Annotated in this window: 19 protein-coding genes; 3 read left to right on the top strand and 16 right to left on the bottom strand. The window is 67.0% G+C overall.

Annotation, left to right across the window (positions count from 1 at the left end; translation table 11 throughout):
- Positions 1–52 precede the first annotated feature (52 nt).
- The 16 genes from LJB71_RS08555 to LJB71_RS08480 form a co-directional block, all read right to left on the bottom strand.
- A complete protein-coding gene (locus LJB71_RS08555) occupies positions 53–1,726 on the bottom strand; it encodes an AarF/UbiB family protein (RefSeq protein WP_259303852.1) in 1,674 nt (557 codons plus the stop codon).
- Positions 1,671–2,966, bottom strand: a complete 1,296-nt coding sequence (locus tag LJB71_RS08550; RefSeq protein WP_259303851.1) for a hypothetical protein — start codon at positions 2,964–2,966, stop codon at positions 1,671–1,673. The genes LJB71_RS08555 and LJB71_RS08550 overlap by 56 nt, the downstream gene beginning before the upstream one ends.
- Entirely contained in the window at positions 2,963–4,135 is a 1,173-nt protein-coding gene (locus LJB71_RS08545) for a hypothetical protein (protein ID WP_259303850.1), read from the bottom strand. Before LJB71_RS08545 ends, LJB71_RS08550 begins: the two co-directional genes overlap by 4 nt.
- Positions 4,132–5,046: a ribose-phosphate diphosphokinase gene (locus tag LJB71_RS08540; RefSeq protein ID WP_259303849.1), complete on the bottom strand. Its 915-nt coding sequence runs from the start codon at positions 5,044–5,046 to the stop codon at positions 4,132–4,134. The genes LJB71_RS08545 and LJB71_RS08540 overlap by 4 nt, the downstream gene beginning before the upstream one ends.
- Entirely contained in the window at positions 5,043–6,560 is a 1,518-nt protein-coding gene (locus tag LJB71_RS08535; protein ID WP_187570524.1) for a thymidine phosphorylase family protein, read from the bottom strand. Before LJB71_RS08535 ends, LJB71_RS08540 begins: the two co-directional genes overlap by 4 nt.
- Positions 6,557–7,942: an MBL fold metallo-hydrolase gene (locus tag LJB71_RS08530; protein ID WP_259303848.1), complete on the bottom strand. Its 1,386-nt coding sequence runs from the start codon at positions 7,940–7,942 to the stop codon at positions 6,557–6,559. The genes LJB71_RS08535 and LJB71_RS08530 overlap by 4 nt, the downstream gene beginning before the upstream one ends.
- 80 nt (positions 7,943–8,022) lie before the next feature.
- Positions 8,023–8,436 (bottom strand): hypothetical protein, encoded by a 414-nt coding sequence (locus tag LJB71_RS08525; protein WP_141480898.1) that lies wholly within the window; start codon positions 8,434–8,436, stop codon positions 8,023–8,025.
- Positions 8,433–10,823, bottom strand: a complete 2,391-nt coding sequence (locus tag LJB71_RS08520) for a heavy metal translocating P-type ATPase (protein ID WP_259303847.1) — start codon at positions 10,821–10,823, stop codon at positions 8,433–8,435. The genes LJB71_RS08525 and LJB71_RS08520 overlap by 4 nt, the downstream gene beginning before the upstream one ends.
- A complete protein-coding gene (locus LJB71_RS08515) occupies positions 10,820–11,485 on the bottom strand; it encodes an isoprenylcysteine carboxylmethyltransferase family protein (RefSeq protein WP_028839372.1) in 666 nt (221 codons plus the stop codon). Before LJB71_RS08515 ends, LJB71_RS08520 begins: the two co-directional genes overlap by 4 nt.
- A gap of 1 nt (position 11,486) precedes the next feature.
- Positions 11,487–11,801 (bottom strand): DUF2933 domain-containing protein, encoded by a 315-nt coding sequence (locus LJB71_RS08510; RefSeq protein ID WP_310649410.1) that lies wholly within the window; start codon positions 11,799–11,801, stop codon positions 11,487–11,489.
- Entirely contained in the window at positions 11,798–12,310 is a 513-nt protein-coding gene (locus tag LJB71_RS08505; RefSeq protein ID WP_223158069.1) for a MerR family transcriptional regulator, read from the bottom strand. The genes LJB71_RS08510 and LJB71_RS08505 overlap by 4 nt, the downstream gene beginning before the upstream one ends.
- Before the next feature lie 172 nt (positions 12,311–12,482).
- On the bottom strand, positions 12,483–15,632 hold the full coding sequence (locus tag LJB71_RS08500) for a CusA/CzcA family heavy metal efflux RND transporter (RefSeq protein WP_259303846.1): 3,150 nt from the start codon (positions 15,630–15,632) through the stop codon (positions 12,483–12,485).
- 1 nt (position 15,633) lies between these two features.
- Positions 15,634–17,163, bottom strand: coding sequence for an efflux RND transporter periplasmic adaptor subunit (locus tag LJB71_RS08495; RefSeq protein WP_114958840.1), 1,530 nt, complete (start codon positions 17,161–17,163; stop codon positions 15,634–15,636).
- A complete protein-coding gene (locus tag LJB71_RS08490) occupies positions 17,160–18,482 on the bottom strand; it encodes a TolC family protein (RefSeq protein WP_240311021.1) in 1,323 nt (440 codons plus the stop codon). The genes LJB71_RS08495 and LJB71_RS08490 overlap by 4 nt, the downstream gene beginning before the upstream one ends.
- 125 nt (positions 18,483–18,607) lie before the next feature.
- A complete protein-coding gene (locus LJB71_RS08485; protein ID WP_114958841.1) occupies positions 18,608–19,027 on the bottom strand; it encodes a hypothetical protein in 420 nt (139 codons plus the stop codon).
- Positions 19,028–19,158: 131 nt separating this feature from the next.
- Positions 19,159–19,785 carry a CopD family protein gene (locus LJB71_RS08480; RefSeq protein ID WP_240311022.1) on the bottom strand — a complete coding sequence of 209 codons (627 nt, stop codon included), beginning with the start codon at positions 19,783–19,785 and terminating at the stop codon, positions 19,159–19,161.
- Between the two features lie 309 nt (positions 19,786–20,094).
- Between LJB71_RS08480 and LJB71_RS08475 the strand changes: the two genes are divergently transcribed.
- From LJB71_RS08475 to LJB71_RS14575, 3 genes are all read left to right on the top strand, one after another.
- The gene (locus LJB71_RS08475) at positions 20,095–20,523 is read left to right on the top strand and encodes a CopL family metal-binding regulatory protein (RefSeq protein WP_114958842.1); all 429 of its coding nucleotides are present in this window, start codon (positions 20,095–20,097) and stop codon (positions 20,521–20,523) included.
- Positions 20,524–20,635: 112 nt separating this feature from the next.
- A complete protein-coding gene (locus tag LJB71_RS08470; protein ID WP_259303845.1) occupies positions 20,636–22,525 on the top strand; it encodes a copper resistance system multicopper oxidase in 1,890 nt (629 codons plus the stop codon).
- Positions 22,522–23,115 (top strand): hypothetical protein, encoded by a 594-nt coding sequence (locus LJB71_RS14575; protein ID WP_310649409.1) that lies wholly within the window; start codon positions 22,522–22,524, stop codon positions 23,113–23,115. The genes LJB71_RS08470 and LJB71_RS14575 overlap by 4 nt, the downstream gene beginning before the upstream one ends.
- Positions 23,116–23,134 lie beyond the last annotated feature (19 nt).

Genomic DNA, 23,134 nt, shown 5'->3' with positions numbered 1-23,134 from the left:
GAAACAGACTGTCGGGAAATCGGCCATTCCCGATGTTCGTTGCTCCGGCTGGTCACAGGTGCCCCGATCTGGCGATGGCCATTACCAGCCGCAGGGATAGAAGGCCCGCTGCAGTGAAGGCCAGCACCGCCATGACAGGCAGGTGACCGAACACTTGCGGGCCGTCGGAATGCAGGCTCAACAGCGCACCGCTTACGTACAGGCCCAAGGTGACCAGGGCCAACGCCAGCCGGTTGCCCGTGCGCGCGATTGCCTCCTGCGTGGAACTCAGGCCATGGTGGTGTACGGAGAAGGCGGGTCGTCCGTCGCTCAGTTGCGCCTGCCGCAACAGGTCGGTGGCGATCTGTGGCAGTTGGCGCGCAGTGCGGGCCAGCCGCATGGCAAGCGGCCTGTTGCCGCTGGGGCGGCTGGCTTCGGCAATGTCGGCGATCGCGGCCGCCTGCGCGGACAGCGTCCCCAGCAGGTCCAGATCCGGATCCAGCGCCCGCAGCGTGTTCTCGACCAGGAACAGCGTCCGGATCAGGGACAGCAGGTGGGCCGGAAGCCGGAAGCCAGCGCCCTGCCCAATGCGTGCCACGCGCCAGATTGCCTCGGCAATGGACCACTGCGCCAGCGGACGGCTGGCCATCTCGGCCAGGATCAGGTGGATCTCGCGCACATGCGAGCGGCGGTCGACCTGCGGCGGGAAGAAGCCCATGGCGATCGCTGCATCCAGCACGCCCTCGGCGTCGTCGGCCGCAATGGCCTCGACCATGCCGCCGAGCGCGAGCCGGGATGCAGGGTCGAGCACGCCGATCGAGCCAAAGTCATGCAGGCACAGGCGACCGTCGTCAAAGAAGAACAGATTCCCCGGGTGCGGGTCGGCATGGAAGACGCCGGCGCCGAAGAGCTGATGCACGTAGGCACCGAGCAGCGCCCTTGCCAGTGCGGGAGCGGCCGCTGTGCCGTACGCGGCCTCCAGACGGGTCCCGTGGCTTCGATCCTGCACAAGCACGTTGCGGGTGGCATACGGCTCGACGACGTGCGGCTGGGTGATGCCGGGCAGGGCATCCAGCACCTTGGCCATGCGCCGCATGTTCTGCGCCTCGTGACGCATGTCGATCTCGTCACGCAGGAATGCGCCTAGTTCGTCCACCAGTTCGAGCGGCCGGTGGCGTTTCAGTGGCGGCCAGATCCACTGGGCGACGCGCATCGTGCGCCGCAGGAGCAGCAGATCCGCCTGCACCTGGGCATGGATCCCGGGGCGGGTGATCTTGACGACCACATCGCGACCATCATGCATGCGCGCTGGATGGATCTGGGCCACTGAAGCCGCGGCCAGGGGCTTGTCATCGAAGCTGGCGAAAAGTTCGCCGACCGGCGCGCCAAACGCCTGTTCGACGATACGCATGGCCTCCTCCGCCGGGAAGGGGGGCACATCGCTGTGCAATCGCGACAACGCCTCGCGGTAGGGTGCCGGCAGCAGGTCCCAGCGCAGACTCAAGCCTTGGCCCAGCTTGACGAAGGTGGTGCCCAACCCCACCAGGGTGGTGCTGACGTATGCGGGGAGCAGGTCGGGTGCGCGCCGGCGCAGGCGCAGCACGGCGACTCCGAGCTTCAGTCCGGCCCAGGCAATCTGACCTCCGCGCCGCACTGTACCCGCCATCAGCGCGAGGTCCTGGCCGGGCGACTCACGACGCTGGCCCCGTGGCAGGGCGCAGGATCGTGGCCGGATCGCCGCGGCCATCCACTGCCGCCAGCTCCGCTTCGGACAGCAGGCTGCCACGGGACTGGCCGAGGACGTGCGCAGCCGCGTCGACCACGTGTGCCCAGGTGCTGCGGTTGGCGAACAGCAGGCCCGGCACGTCCAGCGTGCCGCCGCGGTTGACGAAGCCCAGCGCCGCGGTCGTAGTTGGACCGGTATCGAGCCGGCGCAGGGCGCCGAGGAAGGGTTCGGGCCGGGTGTGGGTGACGAATACGCGCGGCCTGCTCACCGGGAACAGCGCCTGGACCGCGGTGTCGGAGTGCACGTACCGTGCCTCCTCCGGATCGCGCGGCGCGCGGAACCGGCCGGGCTCGGCGAGATAGACGATCGCGGCCGACACACCGCGTTCGACCAGACGCGCCTGCGCGCGGCGCACTTCCTGCAGCTGGTACGCGCCGGTGGCTACGAGCAGGATCGCCGCCTTCGCCGGATCGCCGGCCAGGCACGTCGCTCCGATCTCGGCCAGCGCCTTGGCCTGCTGTGGCGTCAACTCATGGGGCACCGGCCGCTTGGGGACGACCAGGGTGGTGACCGTGCCGCGTTGCGCGTAGGCGTGGGTGAGGGCTGCGGCGGCGCCGTTGGCATCGGGCGGAAACACCACGCGCGAGATGTCGGCCATCTCGCCCATGAGCGCCTCGGCCATGGTCGGATCCTGGTGCGACTGCTCGTTCTTCGAGTTTTCCCACGTGTGCGAAGTCAGCACCAGCGGCACGCCCAGCCAGCCGGGCGGGCGTCCGGCCTGCTTCTGATGGCGGGCAAAGATCAGTTCCTGGCGCACGGCGCCGAGCATCTTCGGCGCGAACGCCTCGTAGGTGACCACCAGGTTCAGGCCGCCCTTGTTGCCGAGCGCGGCGCAGACCACGGCCTCCTCGTTGAGCGCGGTGATGACCGCGCCGGTCGTCGATTCGGCAATGCCGGGCTCGGGCTCGTGCACCCGGTGCTTCATCGCGTCCAGGGTGCGGTCGAGCTTGTTGCTGCGCAGCTCGTCGGGATTGCCCACGCGCACGCGCAGGCCCGGGTTCGCTTCGGCGATCGCGACGAACTGCTCGTCCAGCGCGGTCATCGGCGAGCTCTCGCCGCCGGCACCGCGGTCGGCGATCGCCGGCACGCGGGGTGGTTCCATCTGGCGATCGGCCAGCGCATGGTCGCGTTCGCGCACCCGCTGCTGGTCATCGTGGCTGTTGAGTGCGGCGACGGCCTCCTCGAGTTCGGGGAAGGTCACGAACAGAGCTGCAGCGCCCTCATTGAAGAGCGTGCGCGCCTCTGCATCCACCGCCGGATTTCCGGGCAGGGGAAGATTGTGCGAGGCGTTGGTCCCGGCGCCGGGAAGCCGAAGCCCTTCACGGTTTCGGCGATGCCATAGGGCAGCCGCACGTCGGTATCGGGGACGGCGGCGCCCGCTTGCAGGCGCGATTCCATCACGTGGATGCCCCACGCGATGCTGGCCGGATCGCGCCCGTCCAGCGCGATCGGATCAAAGCCGTTCAAGCGCAGGTGCCGGTCCAACCAGCGCTCGCCGCCTTGCTGGGTGATCTGGCTGCGCTGTTCGATACGCCGCCCGTTGAGGATGATGATCGGGCTGACCAGCCCGCTGTCTTCGGCACGCCACCAGCGCGGCGCCCAATCGCTGCCGCGCTGTTCTTCGAACGCACCGTCGCTGAGGAACGCCACCAGGCGTTCGTCCTTGAGCGGCGCATGCACGTACTGAAGCTCGGCAAAGCCGAGATAGCCACCTTCCATCACGCCCCCGGCGGTATGCGCATTGACGTGGGAGCCCAGCGGCGACGCCGGCGTCCCGTCCGGATTGAGCGTGTAGGCGTAGAAGTCGCCGACGAACCGGCTCAGTCCGGCGTCGGAGCGGTCATAGCGTTCGGCGTGCCTGTCGGTCATGTTGCCAACCAACACGTTCAGCGCGTCGATCGCGGCCACGCAGTGCCCTTGGCCCATCATCCAAGCGCGGGTGACACCATCCAGGGCGTCCATCAGGAGGTAGCCAGCGTAGGCGGGCACCATGTTGAGGGACCCGCCGGTGTGGCCTTCAGGCGTGAGCTTGAAATCGTCGGCCTCAAGGACCGTGCCGTCGGTACGGACCCGCTGGCTGTAGGTCATGTGCGCCACCAGCCACATGCCGGCACTGGCGACGCGATCGGCCGCGGCGAGCCGCTGCCAAGCAGTGCCGGTATTGGGCGTGCGGCCCAGGGCCACCAGTTCGTCCACCATCTGGCGGACCCGCAGCTGGGTGAGCGGGTCATGCCGGATCACGCCGTAGCCGGCTGCCCAATGTGCGAACGCGCGATCAGCCTGCCGGTGGGCATCGGCCAGTTCAAGGATCCGCTGGCGCTCGGCGGCTGACAGCTGGTCGGCGGTGCAGCAGTTCAGATGCAGGTTCATGGGTCCTCCGGGGAATTGGTCGAAGCAGCCATCAGTGTCGAGGCCGCAGCGGCAAGGTCCGCGCCGAGCGCAATTGCGTTCGACGGGTGGGAAATGGTGTCGGTGCTGACGATACGAGCCAGGCCCGCCTCCTGCAGGCGGGCATAGGCATCGCCGGCAAACACCGGATGGATGGCGACCAGCAGCGGTGGCGGCAGCGACAGCTGGCGCAGGTGCGCGAGGGTCTCCAGGATCGTATGGCCGGACGACACGATGTCGTCGATCAGCACCGGGGTCCGGCCGGCCACGGCCGCCGGGTCAGGCAGGCTCACGCGCACGTCGTAGTCGCCGTGGCGTTCCTTGGCGAGGACCTGGTAGGGCATGCCGGAGCGGGCGGCGATGTCGGCGACCCATTGCTCGCTCTCGCTGTCGGGTCCGATCAGCACCGCATCGGGGACGGTTTCCGCGATCCAGCGGGCCACGGCCGGCGTCGCCGACACGTGGGCCGTCGGAATCCGGTAGAGCGACTGCAGGCGCTCGACGCGGTGCAGGTGCGGGTCGACGGTCACAAGCCAGTCGAACGTCTCCTCCAGGAACTGGGCAAACAGCGGCGTGCTGACCGCTTCACCACCATGGAAACGCTTGTCCTGGCGCATGTACCCGAGGTAGGGCGCGATCAGGCCGACCGAGCGCGCCCCGAACTCGCGCGCCGTTCGGGCGGCGAAACGCAATGGGAGGGCCAAAGCATCGGCGTGGCGCAGGCTGGCCAGGATGGCCACATCCGCGCCAGCCAGCGAGTCCTCCAGGGTCACCAGCGACTCGCCATCGGGAAAGTGCCGCCAAGCCACAGGTGCAATGCGCGCCTGCATAGCCTGGTTCATGGTGCTGGCCAATGCTGCATCGGCCGGGAAAGGCATCAGCACACGGGTCATGGAACCTCTCCAAGGACGAAGGGTTGCAAGGTGGCGGCGTGCTCCAGCGCATAGGCCAGCTCGCCCGGAGACTCCGCATGCAGGGTCAGCAGAGGCTGTCCGCGCTCGACCGCATCGCCGACGCGCAGACTCGTTTCCAAGCCGGCGGTGGGGGATGTGGGTGCGCCGGCCAACTTGGCCAGCTTGGCCAGCCTGCGGTTGTCGATTTCCGTGATGCGGCCCGACGCGGATGCCGGAACGTCGGCGGTGAATGGCGCCCGCGCCGGTTCGCGGAAGCCTCCCTGGGCTTCGCAGATCGCCAGGAACTTGGCCAGCGCCCTCCCGGAATCCAGCACGCTGCGCGCGCGCTCCAGTCCGGTGCCGGCGCTGCTGCCCGGTGCCATGTCCAGCAGCGCCGCCGACAGCGCAAGCGCGCGTTCGCGCAGGTCGGCCGGTGCGTCGGTGGCGTTGCGCAGCACCTTGAGCACATCGTGCGCCTCGAGCGCCGGGCCGATGCCCCGACCCACCGGCTGGGTGCCGTCGGAGCGATGGATGGCCAGCTGCAATCCAAGCGCGCTGGCGGTGTGTGCAAGCCGCGAGCCGAGGCTGTCCGCCGCAGCCTCACTGCGCACCTTGGCGGTCGGACCCACCGGCATGTCGATCAGCACGTGGGTGGAGCCCGCCGCGATCTTCTTCGACAGCACGCTGGCTACCAGTTGTCCGTCGCTATCGAAGTCCAGCGGGCGCTGGACCCGGATCAGGATGTCGTCGGCCGGGCTCAGGCGCACGTTGCCGCCCCAGACGATGCAGCCGCCCTCGCGCTCCACCACCCGCCGCATCGCCGCCAGGTCGAGCGCCACCGGCGCCATCACTTCCATGGTGTCGGCGGTGCCCGCGGGCGATGTGATGGCGCGCGAGGACGTCTTCGGGATGCGGTAGCCCAGCGCGGCCACGATGGCCACCACGATCGGGGTGGTGCGATTGCCCGGCAGGCCGCCGACGCAGTGCTTGTCCAGCACCGGCCCATCGCCCCAGTCCAGGCGCTGGCCAACCGCGATCATGGCCCGCGTCAGCGCGGTCGTCTCGACGTTGTCGAGGCGGTCGCCCGCGCTGGCCGTGACGAAGGCGGCAAGCTCCAGGTCCGACAGCCTGCTTTCCATCACGTCCTGCACCAGGGCGAGGTACTGCGCGTCGTCCAGCCGTGCCCCGAACACCTTGGCGCGGAGCGCGCCTGCCGACGCCGCGGGTTCCGTGTGCCGGACCCGGGCAAGGACATCGGGCATGGGATCGAGCAGCGTCCACGCGGTCTCCGAGAGCGCCACCTCGTCCAGGCCGAGCCGATCGTCCACGACCACGTTCAGCGTCGCCACCAGCGTGCGCGAACCCACGTCTAGCCTCACGCGAGTCATCGCGGCAAAGCCTTCCGAGCGGCAGACTTCACAGTCGCGGTGCATGTACACCACCGGCTGCTGGTAGGTGTCGATGCCGGCACGGGTGACGCGCAGCAGGGTGTGAGCAGCGGCCAGCTCGCTCATCGCGCATCCTCCAGCCCAACGCGCTCCAGGTGCTCCGGAACGCGCGCGCGCCAGCCCAGCTCGCGCTGCACGCGCCCGCGCAACGTGTCGGCTGCATCGGGCTCGCCGTGGGTGAGGTAGACGACGCGCGGCGCGGACGGCGCGGTGCGCATCCAGTCCAGCAGTTCCCCGGCGTCGGCGTGGCCAGAAAAGCCTTCCAGCTGCACTACCTCGGCGCGAATGGGGACCTCGCGGCCAAACATGCGCAAGGTTCGCTTTCCTGCCGCCAGCGCGGCACCGCGTGTTCCGCCGGCCTGGTAGCCCGCGAGCAGGATCGCGTTTCGGTCATCCGGACCGAACGCCTCGATGTGGTGCAACACGCGCCCCCCGGTCGCCATCCCGCTGGCGGAGATGATGATCATCGGTCCGCGCTGGCGGTTGAGCGCCTTCGACTCTTCCACCGTGTTGACGAAGGTGGCCACGTCGAACATCCGCTGGCAGTCCTCTTCGGACACGTGGTGCTCGGAATGGTGGGCGTGGTAGTGCCGGGTCGCGTTGATCGCCATCGGGCTGTTGAGGTACACCGGCACGCGAGGGATCTCCTTGCGCTCACGCAGCCGGGCGATATGCAGCATGAGCGCCTGGGCGCGTCCGACAGCAAAGGCGGGGATGACGATAACGCCCCCGCGCGCGGCAACACGGCGGATGATCGGGGCCAATTCCGCTTCCTGGTCGATCGGGACGTGTTCGCGATTGCCGTAAGTGGACTCGCAGACCAGTACGTCGCAGGCGGGCAGGGGCGTCGGCGGATTCATCAGCGATTCCTGCTTCCGTCCCAAGTCGCCGCTGAAGTGCAGGCGCTGGCCCTGGACATCCAGGCCGACGTGGGCGGCGCCCAGGATGTGACCTGCGGGGTGGAAGCGCACCGTGAAGCCGGGCGCGACCTCGATGTCGCGTTCATGGTCATGTCCCTGCAGCTGCTTCAGGCTGCGACGGGCGTCATCTTCCGTATAGAGCGGTCGCGGCTCCTTGTGCTTCGAGTAGCCCTTGCGCGCGGCGTACTTCGCCTCTTCTTCCAGCAGGTGCCCGCTGTCGGGAAGCAGCAGTCCGCACAGCGCCACGCTGCCGTGGGTGCAGTGGATCCGGCCGCGGAACCCCTGCTTGACGAGTGCGGGCAGGTAGCCCGAATGGTCCAAGTGGGCGTGGGTCAGGATCACCGCATCGATTGATGCCGCGTCGACGGGAAACGGTGCCCAGTTGCGCTCGCGCAGCTGTTTGTAGCCCTGGAACAGGCCGCAGTCGACCAGCACGCGCTGGCCGTTGGCCTCGACCAGGTAGCGCGAGCCGGTGACTGTGCCCGCGGCGCCGAGGAAATGCAGGGTGGGGTTGGAAGACGCTGTCATGACGTGACTCCTGTCTCGGAAGGAAGCGATTGCGGGAGGCGTTGGAAGGGCCGATGCGCATCCCCGTGCGACGCGCCTGGTCAGGGGCGAACGAGCTCCACCGTGTCGTTGACCTTGGGGCTGCCGGAGATCACTTCGGCATCCGCGTAGTGACCGTCGAACAGTTCAACGATCCGCACTTGGCCGACGTTTTCACGGCGGTAGCGTGGACCGCCGGTCCGCGAATGCCGGATGCGGCGCTTGTGCCGGATCACATCCAGCACCTGCCCGACCTGAGCGCCGTCGGCCTGTCCGACGCAGACGACGAGCGTTTCGTCCTGCTTCTCCAACACTTGGCCGCGCATCAGTACGTTGTGACGGAACCCACCTTCACTCGCCGAGGCGACACCCGGCAGTGCGAAGGCGAACAGAGCAGCCAAGGCCAGCGCGGCATGCCAGCGGCGGGGATACGTGCCTCGGGCCCTTGGGTGGGCAAGGTGCGTCGCGGGATTCATGGCGTGGACTCCTTGGACTGGATGCGAGGGGAGGCGGCAACGTCCGCCAGTGGAAGGCGTTTGAGAAGCAAGGCATTGAGGGCCACGATCACCGAACTTCCCGACATCGACAGGGCGGCGATTTCCGGCGACAGCACGAACGGATAGAACACGCCGGCCGCGAGCGGGAAGGCCAGCACGTTGTAACCCACGGCCCAGCCGAGGTTCTGGTGCATCTTGCGCAGGGCGGCCCGGGCGATGGAGGTCGCGCGCACGACGTCGTAGGGGTCGCTGTGCATGAGCACGATGTCGGCGCTCTCGATGGCGACGTCCGTGCCGGCGCCGATCGCGAAGCCGACGTCGGCCTGCGTCAGCGCCGGTGCGTCGTTGATGCCGTCGCCCACCATGCCGACCTTGAGGCCCTGCGACTGCAGCTTGATGACCTCGTCGGACTTGCCGCCAGGCAACACGTCTGCCAGCACGATGTCGATCCCCAGATCCTGAGCTACGCGTTCGGCGGTGGGGCGATTGTCGCCGGTGATCATCGCCACTTTGATGTTGCGACGATGCAGTTCGTCGATGGCGGCGCGCGAGGTCTCGCGGATCGCATCAGCGATGGCGAAGAAGCCCGCAAGCTCGCCGCCTACCCCTGCATAGATCACGGTGCGACCCGCGCCGGTGAGGCGCGCGGCCTCCGCTTCCAGCACGGATAGATCGATTCCGTGTTCGACCATCAGGATGCGATTGCCCAGCAGGACCTGCACCCCGTCAACCACCCCGGTGGCGCCCTGGCCGTCGATGTTGGTGAAGGCCGTAGCGCGTTCGGCTGCCGGACCGGCGCGCTTGAGGATCGCTTGCGCCAGCGGGTGCTCCGAATGCGCCTCGACCGCAGCGGCCGTGGCCAGTAGCCGCTCCTGCGTCCAGCCCGGTGCGACCGCCATGTCGACCACCTCCGGTGCACCGACCGTCAGGGTTCCAGTCTTGTCAAAGATCACAACGTCCAGCCGGGCGCTCTTCTCGATGGCTTCGGCGTGTTTGAACAGAATGCCGTGTCGAGCGCCCAGGCCCGTGCCGATCATGATCGCCATCGGGGTGGCCAAACCCAGTGCGTCGGGACAGGCAATGACGAAGACGGTGATCGTCAGCGTGAGCGCGAACATGAGCGGCTGTCCCAGCCACCAGAACCAGACCGCGAAGGTCAGCAGCCCGATCACGATCGCGGCCAGCACCAGCCACTGCGAAGCGCGGTCGGCGAGCAGTTGCGCAGGCGCCTTGGAGTTCTGTGCGGTCTGGACCAGCTTGATGATCTGCGCCAGCGCGGTATCGCTGCCGATCTTGGTGGCGGTGTAGGCAAATGCACCGCTCTTGTTGATCGATCCGCCGACAACGGAGGCCCCTGGGTCTTTGCGCACGGGCATCGACTCGCCGGTCAGCATGGATTCGTCGACCTGGGAGCTGCCTTCAGCGACGGTGCCGTCGACGGGGATCTTCGCCCCCGGCCGCACCACGACCATATCGCCGACCAGGACTTCGGCGGTCGGGATGTCGAGCTCCTGTCCGTCACGGCGCACCACCGCGCGGGGCGGGGACAGCTTCAACAACGCCTTCATCGCGTCCGAAGCGCCGGCGCGTGCCCGCATCTCGAGCCAGTGGCCGAGCAGGACGAAGGTCAGCAGGACCGCCGAGGCCTCGTAGAAGTTCGGTCCGTCGAAGAAGAACGTCGACGCGATGCTGAACCCGTAGCCGGTGCCCACGCTCAGCAGCACCAGCACCGCCATGTCCAGCACGCCGCGGCGCAGCGAACGAATCGCCGCACTGAAGAACGGCCAGCCCGGATACAGCACGGCGCCGGTCGCCAGCAGGAACAACCAGACGTTCTCGCGCAGTCCAAACGGCACCGGCGGCGGCTCCATCAGGCCGCCCATGGGCGACCACACGAATACCGGGATCGCGAAGGCAAGAGCGACCAGGAAGCGGCGGCCCATGTCGCGCGCCGCGGCGTGCAGATCGCTGCCGTGGTTCATGCCCGCATGGGCGTCGTGACCCCCGGCATCCTTGGCGTCATCGCCGTGGCCGGCGTGGGCGTCGGCAGGGTGCTCCGCGGTGGTACCCGGTCCGTGCCGGGCATGCGCAGCGTGGGCGTGCGCGCCTGCGCCCGGGCCGGCAGCGGGCATCGAGGCGTCGCATTGGAAGCCGCAGTCGCGGATCGCGGTGGCGACCGCGCCCGACGACAGGCGGGCCGGGTCGTAGGACACCTGCAGGGTCGCGGTGGCGAAATTCGCGATGGTGGCGTTGACTCCGGGCAACGCGGCTACGGCCCTCTCCAGCGTGCGCGCGCAGCCGGCACTCACCATGTCGCCGATGGGCCAGGTGCGCGTGCGCACTGGCGGTTCGTGGACGTGTGTCATCGGACTTCTCCCTGGGATGGGGCGGGGCCGCGCCTGCGTCGCGGAATGAAGGCCGGCACCTGCTGCATGTAGCGGACGTACTCGTCGCCGAAGCGGCCCAGGCAGTCCTTTTCCTCACGGCGCGCCAGGCGGGCATAGGCCCACACGAGCACCGGATAGCTGGCGAGCGTGAGCAGCGTGGGCCACTGCAGCAGGAAACCGGTCAGCACCAACACGAAAGCGACGTACTGCGGGTGGCGCATGCGCGCATACACGCCGTCTCGGGCCATCCGGCCCTCACGCTGCGCCCGATACAACACTGGCCAGGCGGCCGACAGCAGCCAGAAGCCACCGCCGATCAGGACGAAGCTCGCCATGTGGAATGGACCAAAATGCGGATTGGCGCGCCAGCCGAACCACATCTCCAGCAGATGGCCCGCGTCATGGCTGAGCCAGTTCACTTGCGGATAATTGGCACTGAGCCACCCGCCCAGGACGTACAACGTCAGCGGGAAGCCATACATTTCCGCGAACAGGGCCACGACGAAGGCGGAGAACATCCCGAACCCCCGCCAGTCCCAGCGGGTCAAGGGCTTGTAGAAGCTCCAGGCGAAGAAGATGAAGAACGCGGTGTTGATGGCGGCCAGCAGCCAAAGGCCGTAGCCGGAGTCGGGTGCCTGCATGTCAGTGCCCTCCGTTCGAGGTGTCGGACGTTTCGTCGTTCAGTGCCCGCTTGCTACGGCTCTCATGCTGGCCATGGGGTGTGTCGTCGGAATTGCCGTCGCGCCCATGACTTCCGGAACCTCCATGACCGCCATGCCCCTTGTGCATGAACACATGCATCAAGGGACATAGCAGCAGGATGGCCAGGGGCAACCAGCGAAGAGTCCCCCCAAGGTGGGCGCGGTGCTCGACGGCGAGATAGAACACGGCCAGCGCCAGGAAGATCCAGAAGACCCAGCGTCGGGAGCCTGAGGGGGCAGGACTGGAGGCTGTCATGGCAAATTCTCCTCTGTGGGGCGGCGTCCAAGAAGTCGCCGCGGGGTGGACTTGACGAACCCGCCGCCTTCAGCAGCGGCAACAGATTCGATCAATGCGCAGACTTCGTTGCCAGTTGGAATGGAGTCCGGCAGCGAAGCCCAGGCGCGCACGGCATGCTCCATCCGTCCGTGCATGGCGAGCAGCGTGTCCAGCTGGTGACGGGTGTCGTCGAGCCTGCGTCGGATGATGTCCCTCACCAGTGGGCAAGGGCTGTGCCGCAGCAGGCTGTGGTGGATGATTTCCTCGATTTCCCCCAGCGTGAAGCCAAGGTGTTGCGCCGTGCGAATGAAGTGCAGGCGAAGGAGCTCCGAGGTGGAGAACAACTGGTAGCCGCCCTCGGTATGCGTGGCCGCTTGCAACAGACCGCGCCGCAGGTAGTTGCGCACCACATGCACCGTGACATCGCCCTGCCGTGCCAGCTGGCGGACCGTCATCAGCGGCAGCGTCACTTCTTCCTTGGTCGTCATCGGCTTGCTCCCGGCGAGGTGTTGATCAGGCTAGACCTGTGTCTCGCACACAGGTCAACCGGCCTTGCGGTGGGCGAAGCCAGTAACGCGCGAATTGGCCGTAGACGGACGGATGTTCGCGGCCACAGTTGCATGAACCGTCGGTCCCTGCCTGCGTTGAACGGCCCCATCACTACTTCTCCTTGGGTAGTGCGGAGGAGGGGTGCGGCTTCCTGGCCAGTTGCCGCTGCTTGATCAGCGAGTACAGCGCCGGAATCACCGCCAACGTCAGGATGGTCGACGAGACCATCCCGCCCACCATCGGTGCGGCGATGCGGCGCATGACCTCGGAGCCGGTGCCGCTGCTCCACATGATCGGCAGCAAGCCGGCCATGATCGCGACCACGGTCATCATCTTCGGGCGCACGCGGTCTACCGCGCCTTCAATGATCGCTTCGCGCAGGTCCCGTGCATCCAGCGGGCGGCCTTCGGCCTGCCGCTGCGCGGCGCGCGCCTCCAGTGCGTGGTTGAGGTAGATCAGCATCACCACGCCGGTTTCCGCGGCGACGCCGGCCAATGCAATGAAGCCCACGATAACCGCGACGCTGGTGTTGTAGTCGAGCAGCCACATCAGCCAGATACCGCCGACCAGGGCGAACGGCACCGACAGCATCACGATCAGCGACTCGGTGACGCGGCGGAAGTTGAGGTACAGCAGCAGGAAAATCAGCGCCAGCGTCACCGGAATGACGACCCGCATTTTTTCGGCGGCGCGTTGCATGTACTCGTATTGACCGCTCCAGGTCACGTAGTAGCCCGATGGGAACTGCACCTGTCGAGTGACCGCTTCCTGCGCCGCCTTCACGTAGCGGCCGAGGTCGCTTTCGCGGGTATCGACATAGATGTATGCGGCCAGCATGGCGTTCTCGGTGCGGATGCTGGGCGCCCCTTTCCTAACCTCGATCTTCGCCAACTCGCCGAGCGGCACCTGCGCACCGCCGGGCACCGGCACCAGCACCTGGGTCCCGATGCGCTGCGGGTCGTCGCGCAGTTCGCGCGGATAGCGCACGATCGCGCTGAAACGCTCGCGGCCCTGCAGGATGGTGGTGACCATCTCGCCACCCAGCGCTGCCGCCACCACGTCCTGCACCTCGCCCAGAGTCACGCCGTACTGGGCCAGGCTGGCCAGGTCGGGGGTGATGTCGAGGTAGTAGGCACCGGTCAGGCGTTCGGCGAAGGCGCTGGTCGTCCCCGGCACCTGCCGTACCACGGCTTCGATCTCGGTGGCCAGGGCCGCCAGCTGATCCAGGTTGTTACCGAAGATCTTGATGCCCACGGGCGTGCGGATGCCGGTGGCCAGCATGTCGGTGCGGGCCTTGATCGGCATCGTCCAGGAGTTGGCGACACCCGGGAACTTCAGCGCCGCGTCCATCTCGGCAATGAGCTTGTCGGTGGTCATGCCGTCGCGCCACTGGTCCTCGGGCTTGAGGTTGATGACGGTTTCGAACATTTCCAGCGGCGCCGGATCGGTGGCGCTCAGGGCGCGCCCCGCCTTGCCGAACACCGATTCCACTTCCGGGAAACCCTTGATGACCCGGTCCTGCTGCTGCAGCAGTTCGGAGGCCTTGGTCACCGACATGCCCGGTAGCGACGCGGGCATGTACAGCAGCGTGCCCTCGTTGAGCGTGGGCATGAACTCGCTTCCCACGCGCGATGCCGGCCACAGGCTGGCGAACAGGACGACCAGCGCGAGCACGATCGTGGCCATGCGATGCCGCAGCACGACGTCGATCACGGGCCGATAGGCCGCCACCAGGAACCGGTTCACCGGATTCTTGTGCTCGGGCACGATCTTGCCGCGCACGAACAGCAGCATGAGCACCGGTACCAGCGTCACCGACAGCAGCGCGCCACCGGCCATGGCGAAGGTCTTGGTGAAGGCCAGCGGCTTGAACAGGCGGCCTTCCTGCGCCTCCAGCGCGAACACGGGAAGGAAGGAGACGGTGATGATCATCAGGCTGAAGAAGAGCGCCGGCCCGACTTCGCGGCAGGCGTCGATGATCAGCTGGGTGCGGCTGCGAGAGCCGTCGCCGCGCTCGATGTGCTTGTGCGCGTTCTCGATCATCACGATCGCCGCGTCGACCATCACGCCGATCGAGATCGCGATGCCGCCCAGGCTCATGATGTTGGAGTTCATGCCCAGCACACGCATCGCGATAACCGCGATCAGCACGCCGACCGGCAGCATGACGATCGCCACCAGCGCGCTGCGCGCATGGAACAGGAACACCAGGCACACCAGCGCGACGATCAGGCTCTCCTCGAGCAGGGTCGTGCGCAGGGTCTTGATCGCACGCACGATGAGGTCGGAGCGGTCGTAGACCGCCTGCACGCTGACGCCCTCCGGCAGTCCACTCGCAAGCTGGGCGATCTTGTCCTTCACCCCGTCGATCACGGCTAGGGCATTCTCGCCGAATCGCGCAATCACGATCCCGCCCACCACGTCACCTTTGCCGTCCAGATCGGCGATCCCGCGGCGCTCATCGGGCACAAGCTCGACCCGGGCAACATCGCCGATCAGCACCGGTGCGCCGCCTTCGGCGCGCAGCACCAGGTTCTCGATGTCCTCGATGCCGCGCAGGTAGCCACGGCCCCGCACCATGTACTCCGTCTCGGCCATTTCGATCACACGGCCGCCAACGTCGCGGTTGCTTGCAGCGATCACCTCGGACACCCGCGAAATCGGGATGTCGAACGCGCGCAGCCGCACCGGATCGACTGTGATCGAGTACTGGCGCACGAAGCCACCGACGCTGGCGACCTCGGCCACCCCGGGCGCGGTGGTCAGCTGGTAGCGCAGATACCAGTCCTGCATCGCGCGCAGTTCGTCCAGCGAGTGGCGGTCACTCTTGAGGACGTACTGATAGACCCAACCCACGCCGGTGGCGTCAGGGCCCAGTGCGGGTGCCACGCCGGGCGGCAGGTTCTTCGACGCGACGTTGAGGTTTTCGAGCACGCGTGAGCGCGCCCAGTAGAGATCGGTGCCTTCCTCGAAGATGACGTAGATGAAGGAGGCGCCGAAGAACGAGAAGCCGCGGACGACTCGCGATTTCGGAACTGCAAGCAGGGCGCTGGTCAGCGGATAGGTGACCTGATCCTCGACCACCTGGGGCGCCTGCCCTGGGTACTCGGTGAACACGATCACCTGTACGTCCGAGAGGTCCGGCTGGGCGTCCAGCGGCGTGTTCGTCAGCGCGTAGATGCCCCCGGCGACGATCGCCAGCGCCATCACCAGCACCAGGAAGACGTTGCGTACCGACCATTCAATGAGACGGCCAAGCATGTCAGTGCCCCTCGTGCCCGGTGGGGGAAGTAGGTGCGGCGTGGTCGCTCATCATCCCGTGGCTGCCATGGCCGTCTTGACCGGCAGGTGCGTCAAGGGCGCTGGCGGGAGCCGGCGCATCCGCCGGCGCCGCAGGCATGGCATGGCCGGCATGTGGGTCAGCCGCCTCCTCGCTGTGCCCGGCGTGCGGATCCGCTGCCTCGGCACCATGGCCGGCGTGCGGGTCGGCGGAGCCATCGCCTGACTGTTCGCGCTGCGGATCTTCACTGGTGCCGGAGGGCGACCCGTGTCCTGCGTGACCCTCAAGCCCCTTGAGTGCCGACTGCAGGTTGCTTTCGGCGTCGATCAGGAAGTTGGCGGACACCACGACCTGTTCGCCTTCAGACAACCCGTCGAGGATCTCGATGCGCTCGCCGCCGCGACGACCCAGGGTCACGTCGCGCGGTGCAAAACGGCCCGCGCCGGTCTCAACCAGCACCATCTGGCGCGTGCCGCTGTCCAGCACGGCCGAACGCGGAACGGTGAGCACCGGGCCGGTCCCCGGCGCCTCGAGCAGCACCGTCCCGTAGAGCCCGGGCCGCAGGTCGCCGTTGGGATTGGGGAATGCGATGCGCACGTCCACGGTGCGCGTCATTGCATCGATGACGGGCTGCACGAAGGTGACCTTGCCCTTGGCCACCTGGCCTGGCAGGGCTACGGTTTCAAAGCGGGCGGGCTGGCCGATTGCTATGCCCGCGGCCTGCGCCGCCGGCACCTTGGCGACCACCCACACCATCGACAGGTCGGCCAGGCGCAGGATGGTCTCGCCCGCCTCAAACCGGGCGCCCTGGACCACCGGTTTTTCGATCACCACCGCATTTGCCGGCGCGGTGAGGACCAGGGCCTTCTTGCCCATCTGCGCATTGCTGATTTCCCAGTTGCGCAGGCGGGTACGGGCGGCATCGCGTAGGCGGGTCATCGATGCCGCGCTGGCGGGATCGGATCCGGCCAGCCTGCGGGCGGTCTCGTCAGCGAGCCTGTATTCCTGCTGCGCCGCAGCCAACTGCGGGCTGTAGACGGATAGCAGCGGCTGCCCGGCGCGGACTCGCATGCCGGTCTGGTTCGCGTACAGCCGCTCCACCCAGCCTTCGAAGCGCGGGGCAATGACGTACTGTCGGGTCTCGTCGACCTCGACCGTGCCGCTGGTGCGCACGGTGGCGGACAGTGCCCCGCGCGAAACCGCTTCCGTGCGCACGCCCAGCGCCTGCACCTTGTCCGGCGGCAGCACCACCGTGCCCTGCGCCGCCGGCGGCGCGTCGTCGGCATAGACCGGAACGTAGTCCATGCCCATCGGATCCTTCTTCGGCACCGGCGAGGTGTCGGGGAGCCCCATGGGATTTCGGTAATAAAGCACCTTGCGCTCCGCGGCAGGCGCCTCGGCGGATGTAGCTGCGGTCGGCGAATCGTTGGTCGCGCGGCCGGCCATCCAGCCTGTGGTGAGGGCGGCGAGTGCGACGCCGATGGCGAGCGACAGGGTCTGGACACGGGTCATCGGATATCTCCTTCGATGGCGCGCACGGCGGCGGCGCCCAACAGTTCGTCACGCAATGCATCGACCCGTGCGAGATCGGCGCCCTGCCATTCATTGAGTGCTTCCAGCAGCGTCCCGAAGTCGACTTCGCCGACCTGGTAGCTCGCCAGCGCCGACTGCCAGGTGGCGTCGGCCTGCGGCAGCAGCGTGTTCTGGATCAGTTGCCGGCGTTCGCGGGCGCTGGTCCACTGCGACCAGGCGGAAGCGCCTCGCTCCTCGACGGCCCGCAGCGTGGCGTCCCTGCGGGCCAGCGCGGCTTCCTCGAGCAGGCGCGATTCGCGCTCGCGCTCGCGGCGGGCGCGCTGCTGGAACGGGATCTCCACCTCGAGCATCAGCTCGGTACTCTGGATGCCGTTGCCCAGCTGCATCGCACCCACGCCGACGGTGATGTCGGGAAAGCGGTTGCGACGCTGCAACACCACATTCGTGCGCGCGGCCTCGGCGCGGGCCTGCTGCGAACGGACCGCGGGGTGCGTGTCGGCGGCGTCCAGAGCCTCGGCAAGCGAAGCGCTGCGGACGGCAAGGCGCGGCGCCTCGTCGGGAGCCGCCAGCGGTGCATCGGAACGGCGCCCCAGCACCGCGTTCAAGGTGGCGGCCGCCTCCTGCTTGGCGGCGAGGCGTTCGATCCGCTCGCGCTGCAGGCTGGTCTGCTCGACCTGGGCGCGGATGGCATCCTGCTGTGGCGCGCGGCCAAGGGCGTAGCGCACTCCCGCGATCTCTTCGACCTGGCGGAGCAGGGCGATGCGGCGATCGAGCACGGCTACCGCTTGATCGGCATGCCAATAACGTGCGTAGGCCGCCTCGGCGTCGGACAGCAGGTCGCGCGCCGCGGTGATGCGATCGAGCCCGATCGCGACCGCGTTCTGGCTGGCCGCAGTCCGCGCCAGGTCGCGCTTGCCCCAGAGCGGGAAGCGCTGGCGCAGCGCGTAGTTGACCTCACGCTCGGCACCGACAGTGCGCCAGGGTTTGTCCGGATCGAGGCCGCGAAATCCCACTGAGGCCATTGGGTCGGGCAGGGCGCCCGCCGGCAGGATCCGCGCTTCGGCAGCCTGGGTTTCCAAGCCCATGGCCCGAAGCTCGGGGTTGTGTTCGAGCACCCAGGTCCGGATCGACTCGAGACTGTGTCCCGGGATGGGCTCGGTTGCGGTCACCGGCAGCGCCAGCGCCCACAAGGCGCCGGCGAGCACGCAGGCGAGCAGGCGCCGCCGCGGTGGCCGCTGGCAGGACAGCGGGTGGCAGTGCAGGCGGCTGGCCTGCCACAGGTAGAACGGAGATGCCATATCAGTGTCCTTGGGCCGACGCGACGCAGTCGCTCGGCCGGGGCAGGAACACATGCCGTGACGCGCACGGCACGAACGCACAGCACTGCACCGCACAGGCGTGCGGCGCAGTCAGCGTTCGGGCATCAGATCAGCAGGAGGGCCGCGGGATGCGCGGTGGGTCGGTGCCAGGCAGGCGTGGGTGGCGAATCGACCCATGTGGACGTAACCCCGGGGCCACCGTCCGCGACTTCCGCGACCGCGAACCAGGAGAACCACACGCCGACAAGCAGCGGCGGAACCGGCGGGATGCGTCCGCTGTCTGCCGAGAGGTCGCCTTCGCTGCAGTGCGCGGTACACAGTGCCTCGTCAGCCGAGGGAAGCTCGGCGCCACAACCGTGACCGTGGTCGTGGTGGGTGTCCGCGTCGGCCGCGACTGCGGCGGTTGTGACCTTGAGATCCAGACAGCCGCCATGACCGGCCAGTGCGAACTGGGACCAGAGCAACGCCACCATCGCGAGGAGGGCAGTGCGCTTGAACCAGTTCCGATGGCGAAGGCGGATCATGGTCGGAGCTTACTCTTTTTCTGATCCGGTGAAACTGATCCAGATCAATTTCTGGTCAAGCACGGAGACGGCGGGGGAGTTCGTGCCGATGCTCGGCGGGGAGGAACCATCAAGACTATGCGCCATCGCGCTCAGGCAGCCGCGGGGCTGAGCGTTCCCAGCACCGAAACGACGATCAAGATCAGGATGGCCAGTGTGGCCTCAGCCGCGACACTCTGCCGCAGGGCCCGCACTTCCTGCACAGGATCGCCGCTGGCCAGGGCGCGTCCCAGACGCGGCACCAGCGTCCAGCGGTGCAATGCACCCAGGCCCAGCATTCCTCCGAACAGGGCAAGCTTCACCAGCAGCAGGTTCCCGTACGTGCTCTGGAGCAGTGTCGACAACGACCATGCGGTGAGATCACCGTAGTGCGCGATGCCAGACACGATGAGCGCAGCAACGAAGATCGTGCCGAGCGTCGAGAATCCGTGCAGAAGATCATGCGTCGCTCGAAGGCGCCTACTGCCGGAGACCGCCTCCCTGCGCAGGAGCAGGCCCAGGAACACCAGTACCGCGGCAACCCAGCCGCCTGCCGCGAGCAGGTGGACCAGGCCCGCAGCAAGCCGCAGCGCACCGGACGCGCCTTCACCGGCGGCGGCGTGGCCGTTCCATGCCAGCGTAGCAAGTGCGCCGCCCGCCAGCATTGCCAGCCGCGGAAATGCGGACTCCACCTTTCCGCGGCGGCGCTGCCATCCGAGCACGACGAGCGAGGCAAACACGAGCCCCAACTCAAGACCGCGAAGCGGTTGGCGGAGGTACTGGGGATTCCTCCCGCGTTCCTCTACACCGAAGACGATTTATTGGCCGCGCTGTTACTACGTTGGAATGAGTTGTCCCTCCGCCAGAAGAAGGACCTTCTCAAACAGGTCGAGGGTGTGGAAACTTTCCAAGTCGAAGCGGGGGTCGTCTTCCCGGCAAGTAACTTCATTGGGCCGTGGGTGTTGAACCCTTCACCATAGTCCAGAGATAGGCTCGTGCTATTCATGATTCCTTTACCCCTGAGCACGCTCGCGAGTTAAAGTAAGGCCATGTCCACCCGCGCCATCCTGTTGCGTCTGTTGCTGTGCGTTGCCTTGGTATTCAACGGGGCAGCCTCGGCCATGGCGTCTGTGCAGATGATGCAGATGCACGCGGATGGGCATGAAGCCGCAAGTACTCCGGTCGCGCCTATGGCGAGTGCCGAGTCCGAGATGCCATGCCACCACGACGGGCAGCCCGCGCATTCGCAGGATGCGGCCGATGCGGCAACGGCTACCAAGGACAAGCAACCCGGCCAGTCACCCGATTGCTGCAAGTCGAGCACCTGTACCTGTGCATGCGTGCATCAGGCGGCCGCCATGGTGCCGGTGATGGCCTTCCAGGGCACCGCCCTGCTGCATGTCGGTAGCGTGCGATCGATGGCCTTGGGCCATGCAACACCACCGTTGCCCCATCTGATCCGACCTCCCATCGGCTAAGTGTCCTTTGGCGCCCCGGGCGCCGGTTCGCTTGCGCGCGTCGCCGTTCGACGTGCTTTGCAGGCAGTGGTCCAGCGCTTGTGCTGGCCTATGACACTTTGATGGAGTTCACATGTCTTCCGATGCTTTCGGCCGCAATGCCGACGGGTTGTTCAAACCGTCGCGGCGGCGATTCGTGCAGGGGTTGGCCGCGGATGGTGCTGTGGCCAGCCTGGGTCTCTGGCCCAAACTCAGTTGGGCGCTCAAAGGCCCCGGTAATCCGAATGTCCTGTCGGGTACCGAGTTCGACCTGACCATCGGCGAGACGCCGATGAATTTCACCGGGCGCACGCGTCCAGCAGTCACCGTCAATGGCTCGATTCCAGCACCGCTGCTGCGCTGGCGCGAGGGTACGACGGTCAACCTGCGTGTCTCCAATGCGCTGCCGGAAGGCTCGATCTTTGGCCATGAAACCTCGATCCATTGGCACGGCATCCTGCTGCCGGCCAACATGGACGGTGTGCCTGGGCTGAGCTTTGACGGCATCCACCGGGGCGAGGCCTACCACTATCGGTTTAAGGTGAATCAGGGCGGTACGTACTGGTACCACAGCCATTCGGGATTCCAGGAACAGGCCGGGCTCTACGGCCCGCTCATCATCGATCCCATCGAACCTGAACCGTTCGCCTACGACCGCGACTACGTGGTGATGCTGTCCGACTGGACCGACATGGACCCCACACGGCTGTTCGCGCGGCTGAAGAAGATGTCGATGTACGACAACTACTACATGCGCACGGTCGGGGATTTTCTGCGTGATGCTGAGCGAAATGGTCTTGCGACCACGATCGACGACCGCAAGATGTGGGGACAGATGCGCATGTCGCCGACCGACCTGTCGGACGTCAATGCGAACACCTACACCTACCTGATGAATGGCGAGACCTCGCTGAGCAACTGGACCGGCCTGTTCCGCTCCGGCGAGAAGATCCGCTTGCGCTTCATCAACGGTTCGGCGATGACGCATTTCGACGTGCGGATACCCGGCCTGAAGATGACCGTAGTGGCCGCCGATGGCCAGTACGTGCATCCAGTCACCATCGACGAGTTCCGCATCGCCACTGCCGAAACCTTCGACGTGATCGTCGAGCCGTCGGGGCAGGATGCCTTCACGATTTTCGCGCAGGACATGGGCCGCACCGGTTTCGTCGCCGGCACGCTGGCCGTGCGCGAAGGGCTTCGTGCGCCGATTCCGCCGGTCGATCCTCGTCCGCTGCTGACCATGCAGGACATGGGCATGGATCACGGAAGCATGGGTGGCATGGACATGTCCGGCGGCAAGGGCATGGAAATGAGCTGTGGCGCCAACATGGGCATGGCCGGCATGGATCATGGCGCGATGGCGCAGACGTCGAAGCCGGCCGATGCCGATCCGCATGCAGGTCACGACATGGCGACCATGAAAGATGGCTCGATGGCCGGCATGGATTCCGGGAGCACGGTCACGCACCCGGCCAGCGAAACGCGCAATCCGCTGGTCGACAACCAGGCCATGGTGGTCAGTTCACGGCTTGATGATCCGGGCATCGGCCTGCGCGACAACGGACGCAAGGTCTTGAGCTATTCGATGCTCAAGAGTGCCTTCGACGATCCAGACGGGCGCGATCCTGGCCGCGACATCGAACTGCACCTCACCGGTCACATGGAACGCTTCGCCTGGAGCTTCAATGGGCAGAAGTTCTCGGACGTCGAACCGCTGCGACTCAACTACGGCGAACGCATGCGCATCGTGCTGGTGAACGACACGATGATGACGCACCCGATCCACCTGCATGGCATGTGGAGCGACCTCGAGGACGATCAAGGCAACTTCCTCGTACGCAAGCACACCATCGACATGCCGCCCGGCAGCAGACGCAGTTACCGCGTGCGGGCCGACGCGCTCGGCAGCTGGGCCTATCACTGCCATCTGCTCTACCACATGGAAGCGGGAATGATGCGCACCGTGAGGGTCGACGAATGAAGACGATCATGACGCTCGCACCACTCGCTGCTGGCCTGCTGCTGGCCTTGAATGCCGCTGCACAGGATCACTCGCAATACCAGATGCCGATGCCTGCTGCGCAGGATCATTCCCAGCACCAAATGCCGGCGATGCAGGATCACACGCAGCACCAGGTCAAACCGAAAGCCGTACCGAAGGTAAAACCAAAGCCGAAGGCCAAACCCGCCGCCACGCCGAAGACGAAGGCAGCGGTACCCGCCGCACCGATGGATCACGCGGCCATGGGCCACGCGATGCCGGCACAGCAACCGGCTGCCGTGGACCACAGCGCCATGGGACATGACGCCGCCCAACCGGTGCCAATGGATCACGCCGCGATAGGGCATGCCATGCCGCGTCCCGCCGACCAACCCATCACGCCGATTCCGGTACTCACGGATGAAGTTCGTGCAGCGGCCATCCCGCCACCGAATTATCATCCTGTGCACGACAACGACGTGCAGCACTATGTGCTGTTCAACCGCCTCGAAGGCTTCGATACCGACGATGGCACCGGCATGGCATGGGAAGGCCAAGCCTGGGTCGGCACCGATCTCAACAAGCTCTGAAGCTGCGCAGCGAGGGCGA

This window comes from Thermomonas sp. S9 (genome assembly GCF_024704365.1).
Taxonomy (GTDB): Bacteria; Pseudomonadota; Gammaproteobacteria; order Xanthomonadales; family Xanthomonadaceae; genus Thermomonas.
The sequence above is the reverse complement of the archived record's forward strand: the minus strand, read 5'-3'. Positions and strand labels throughout refer to the sequence as shown.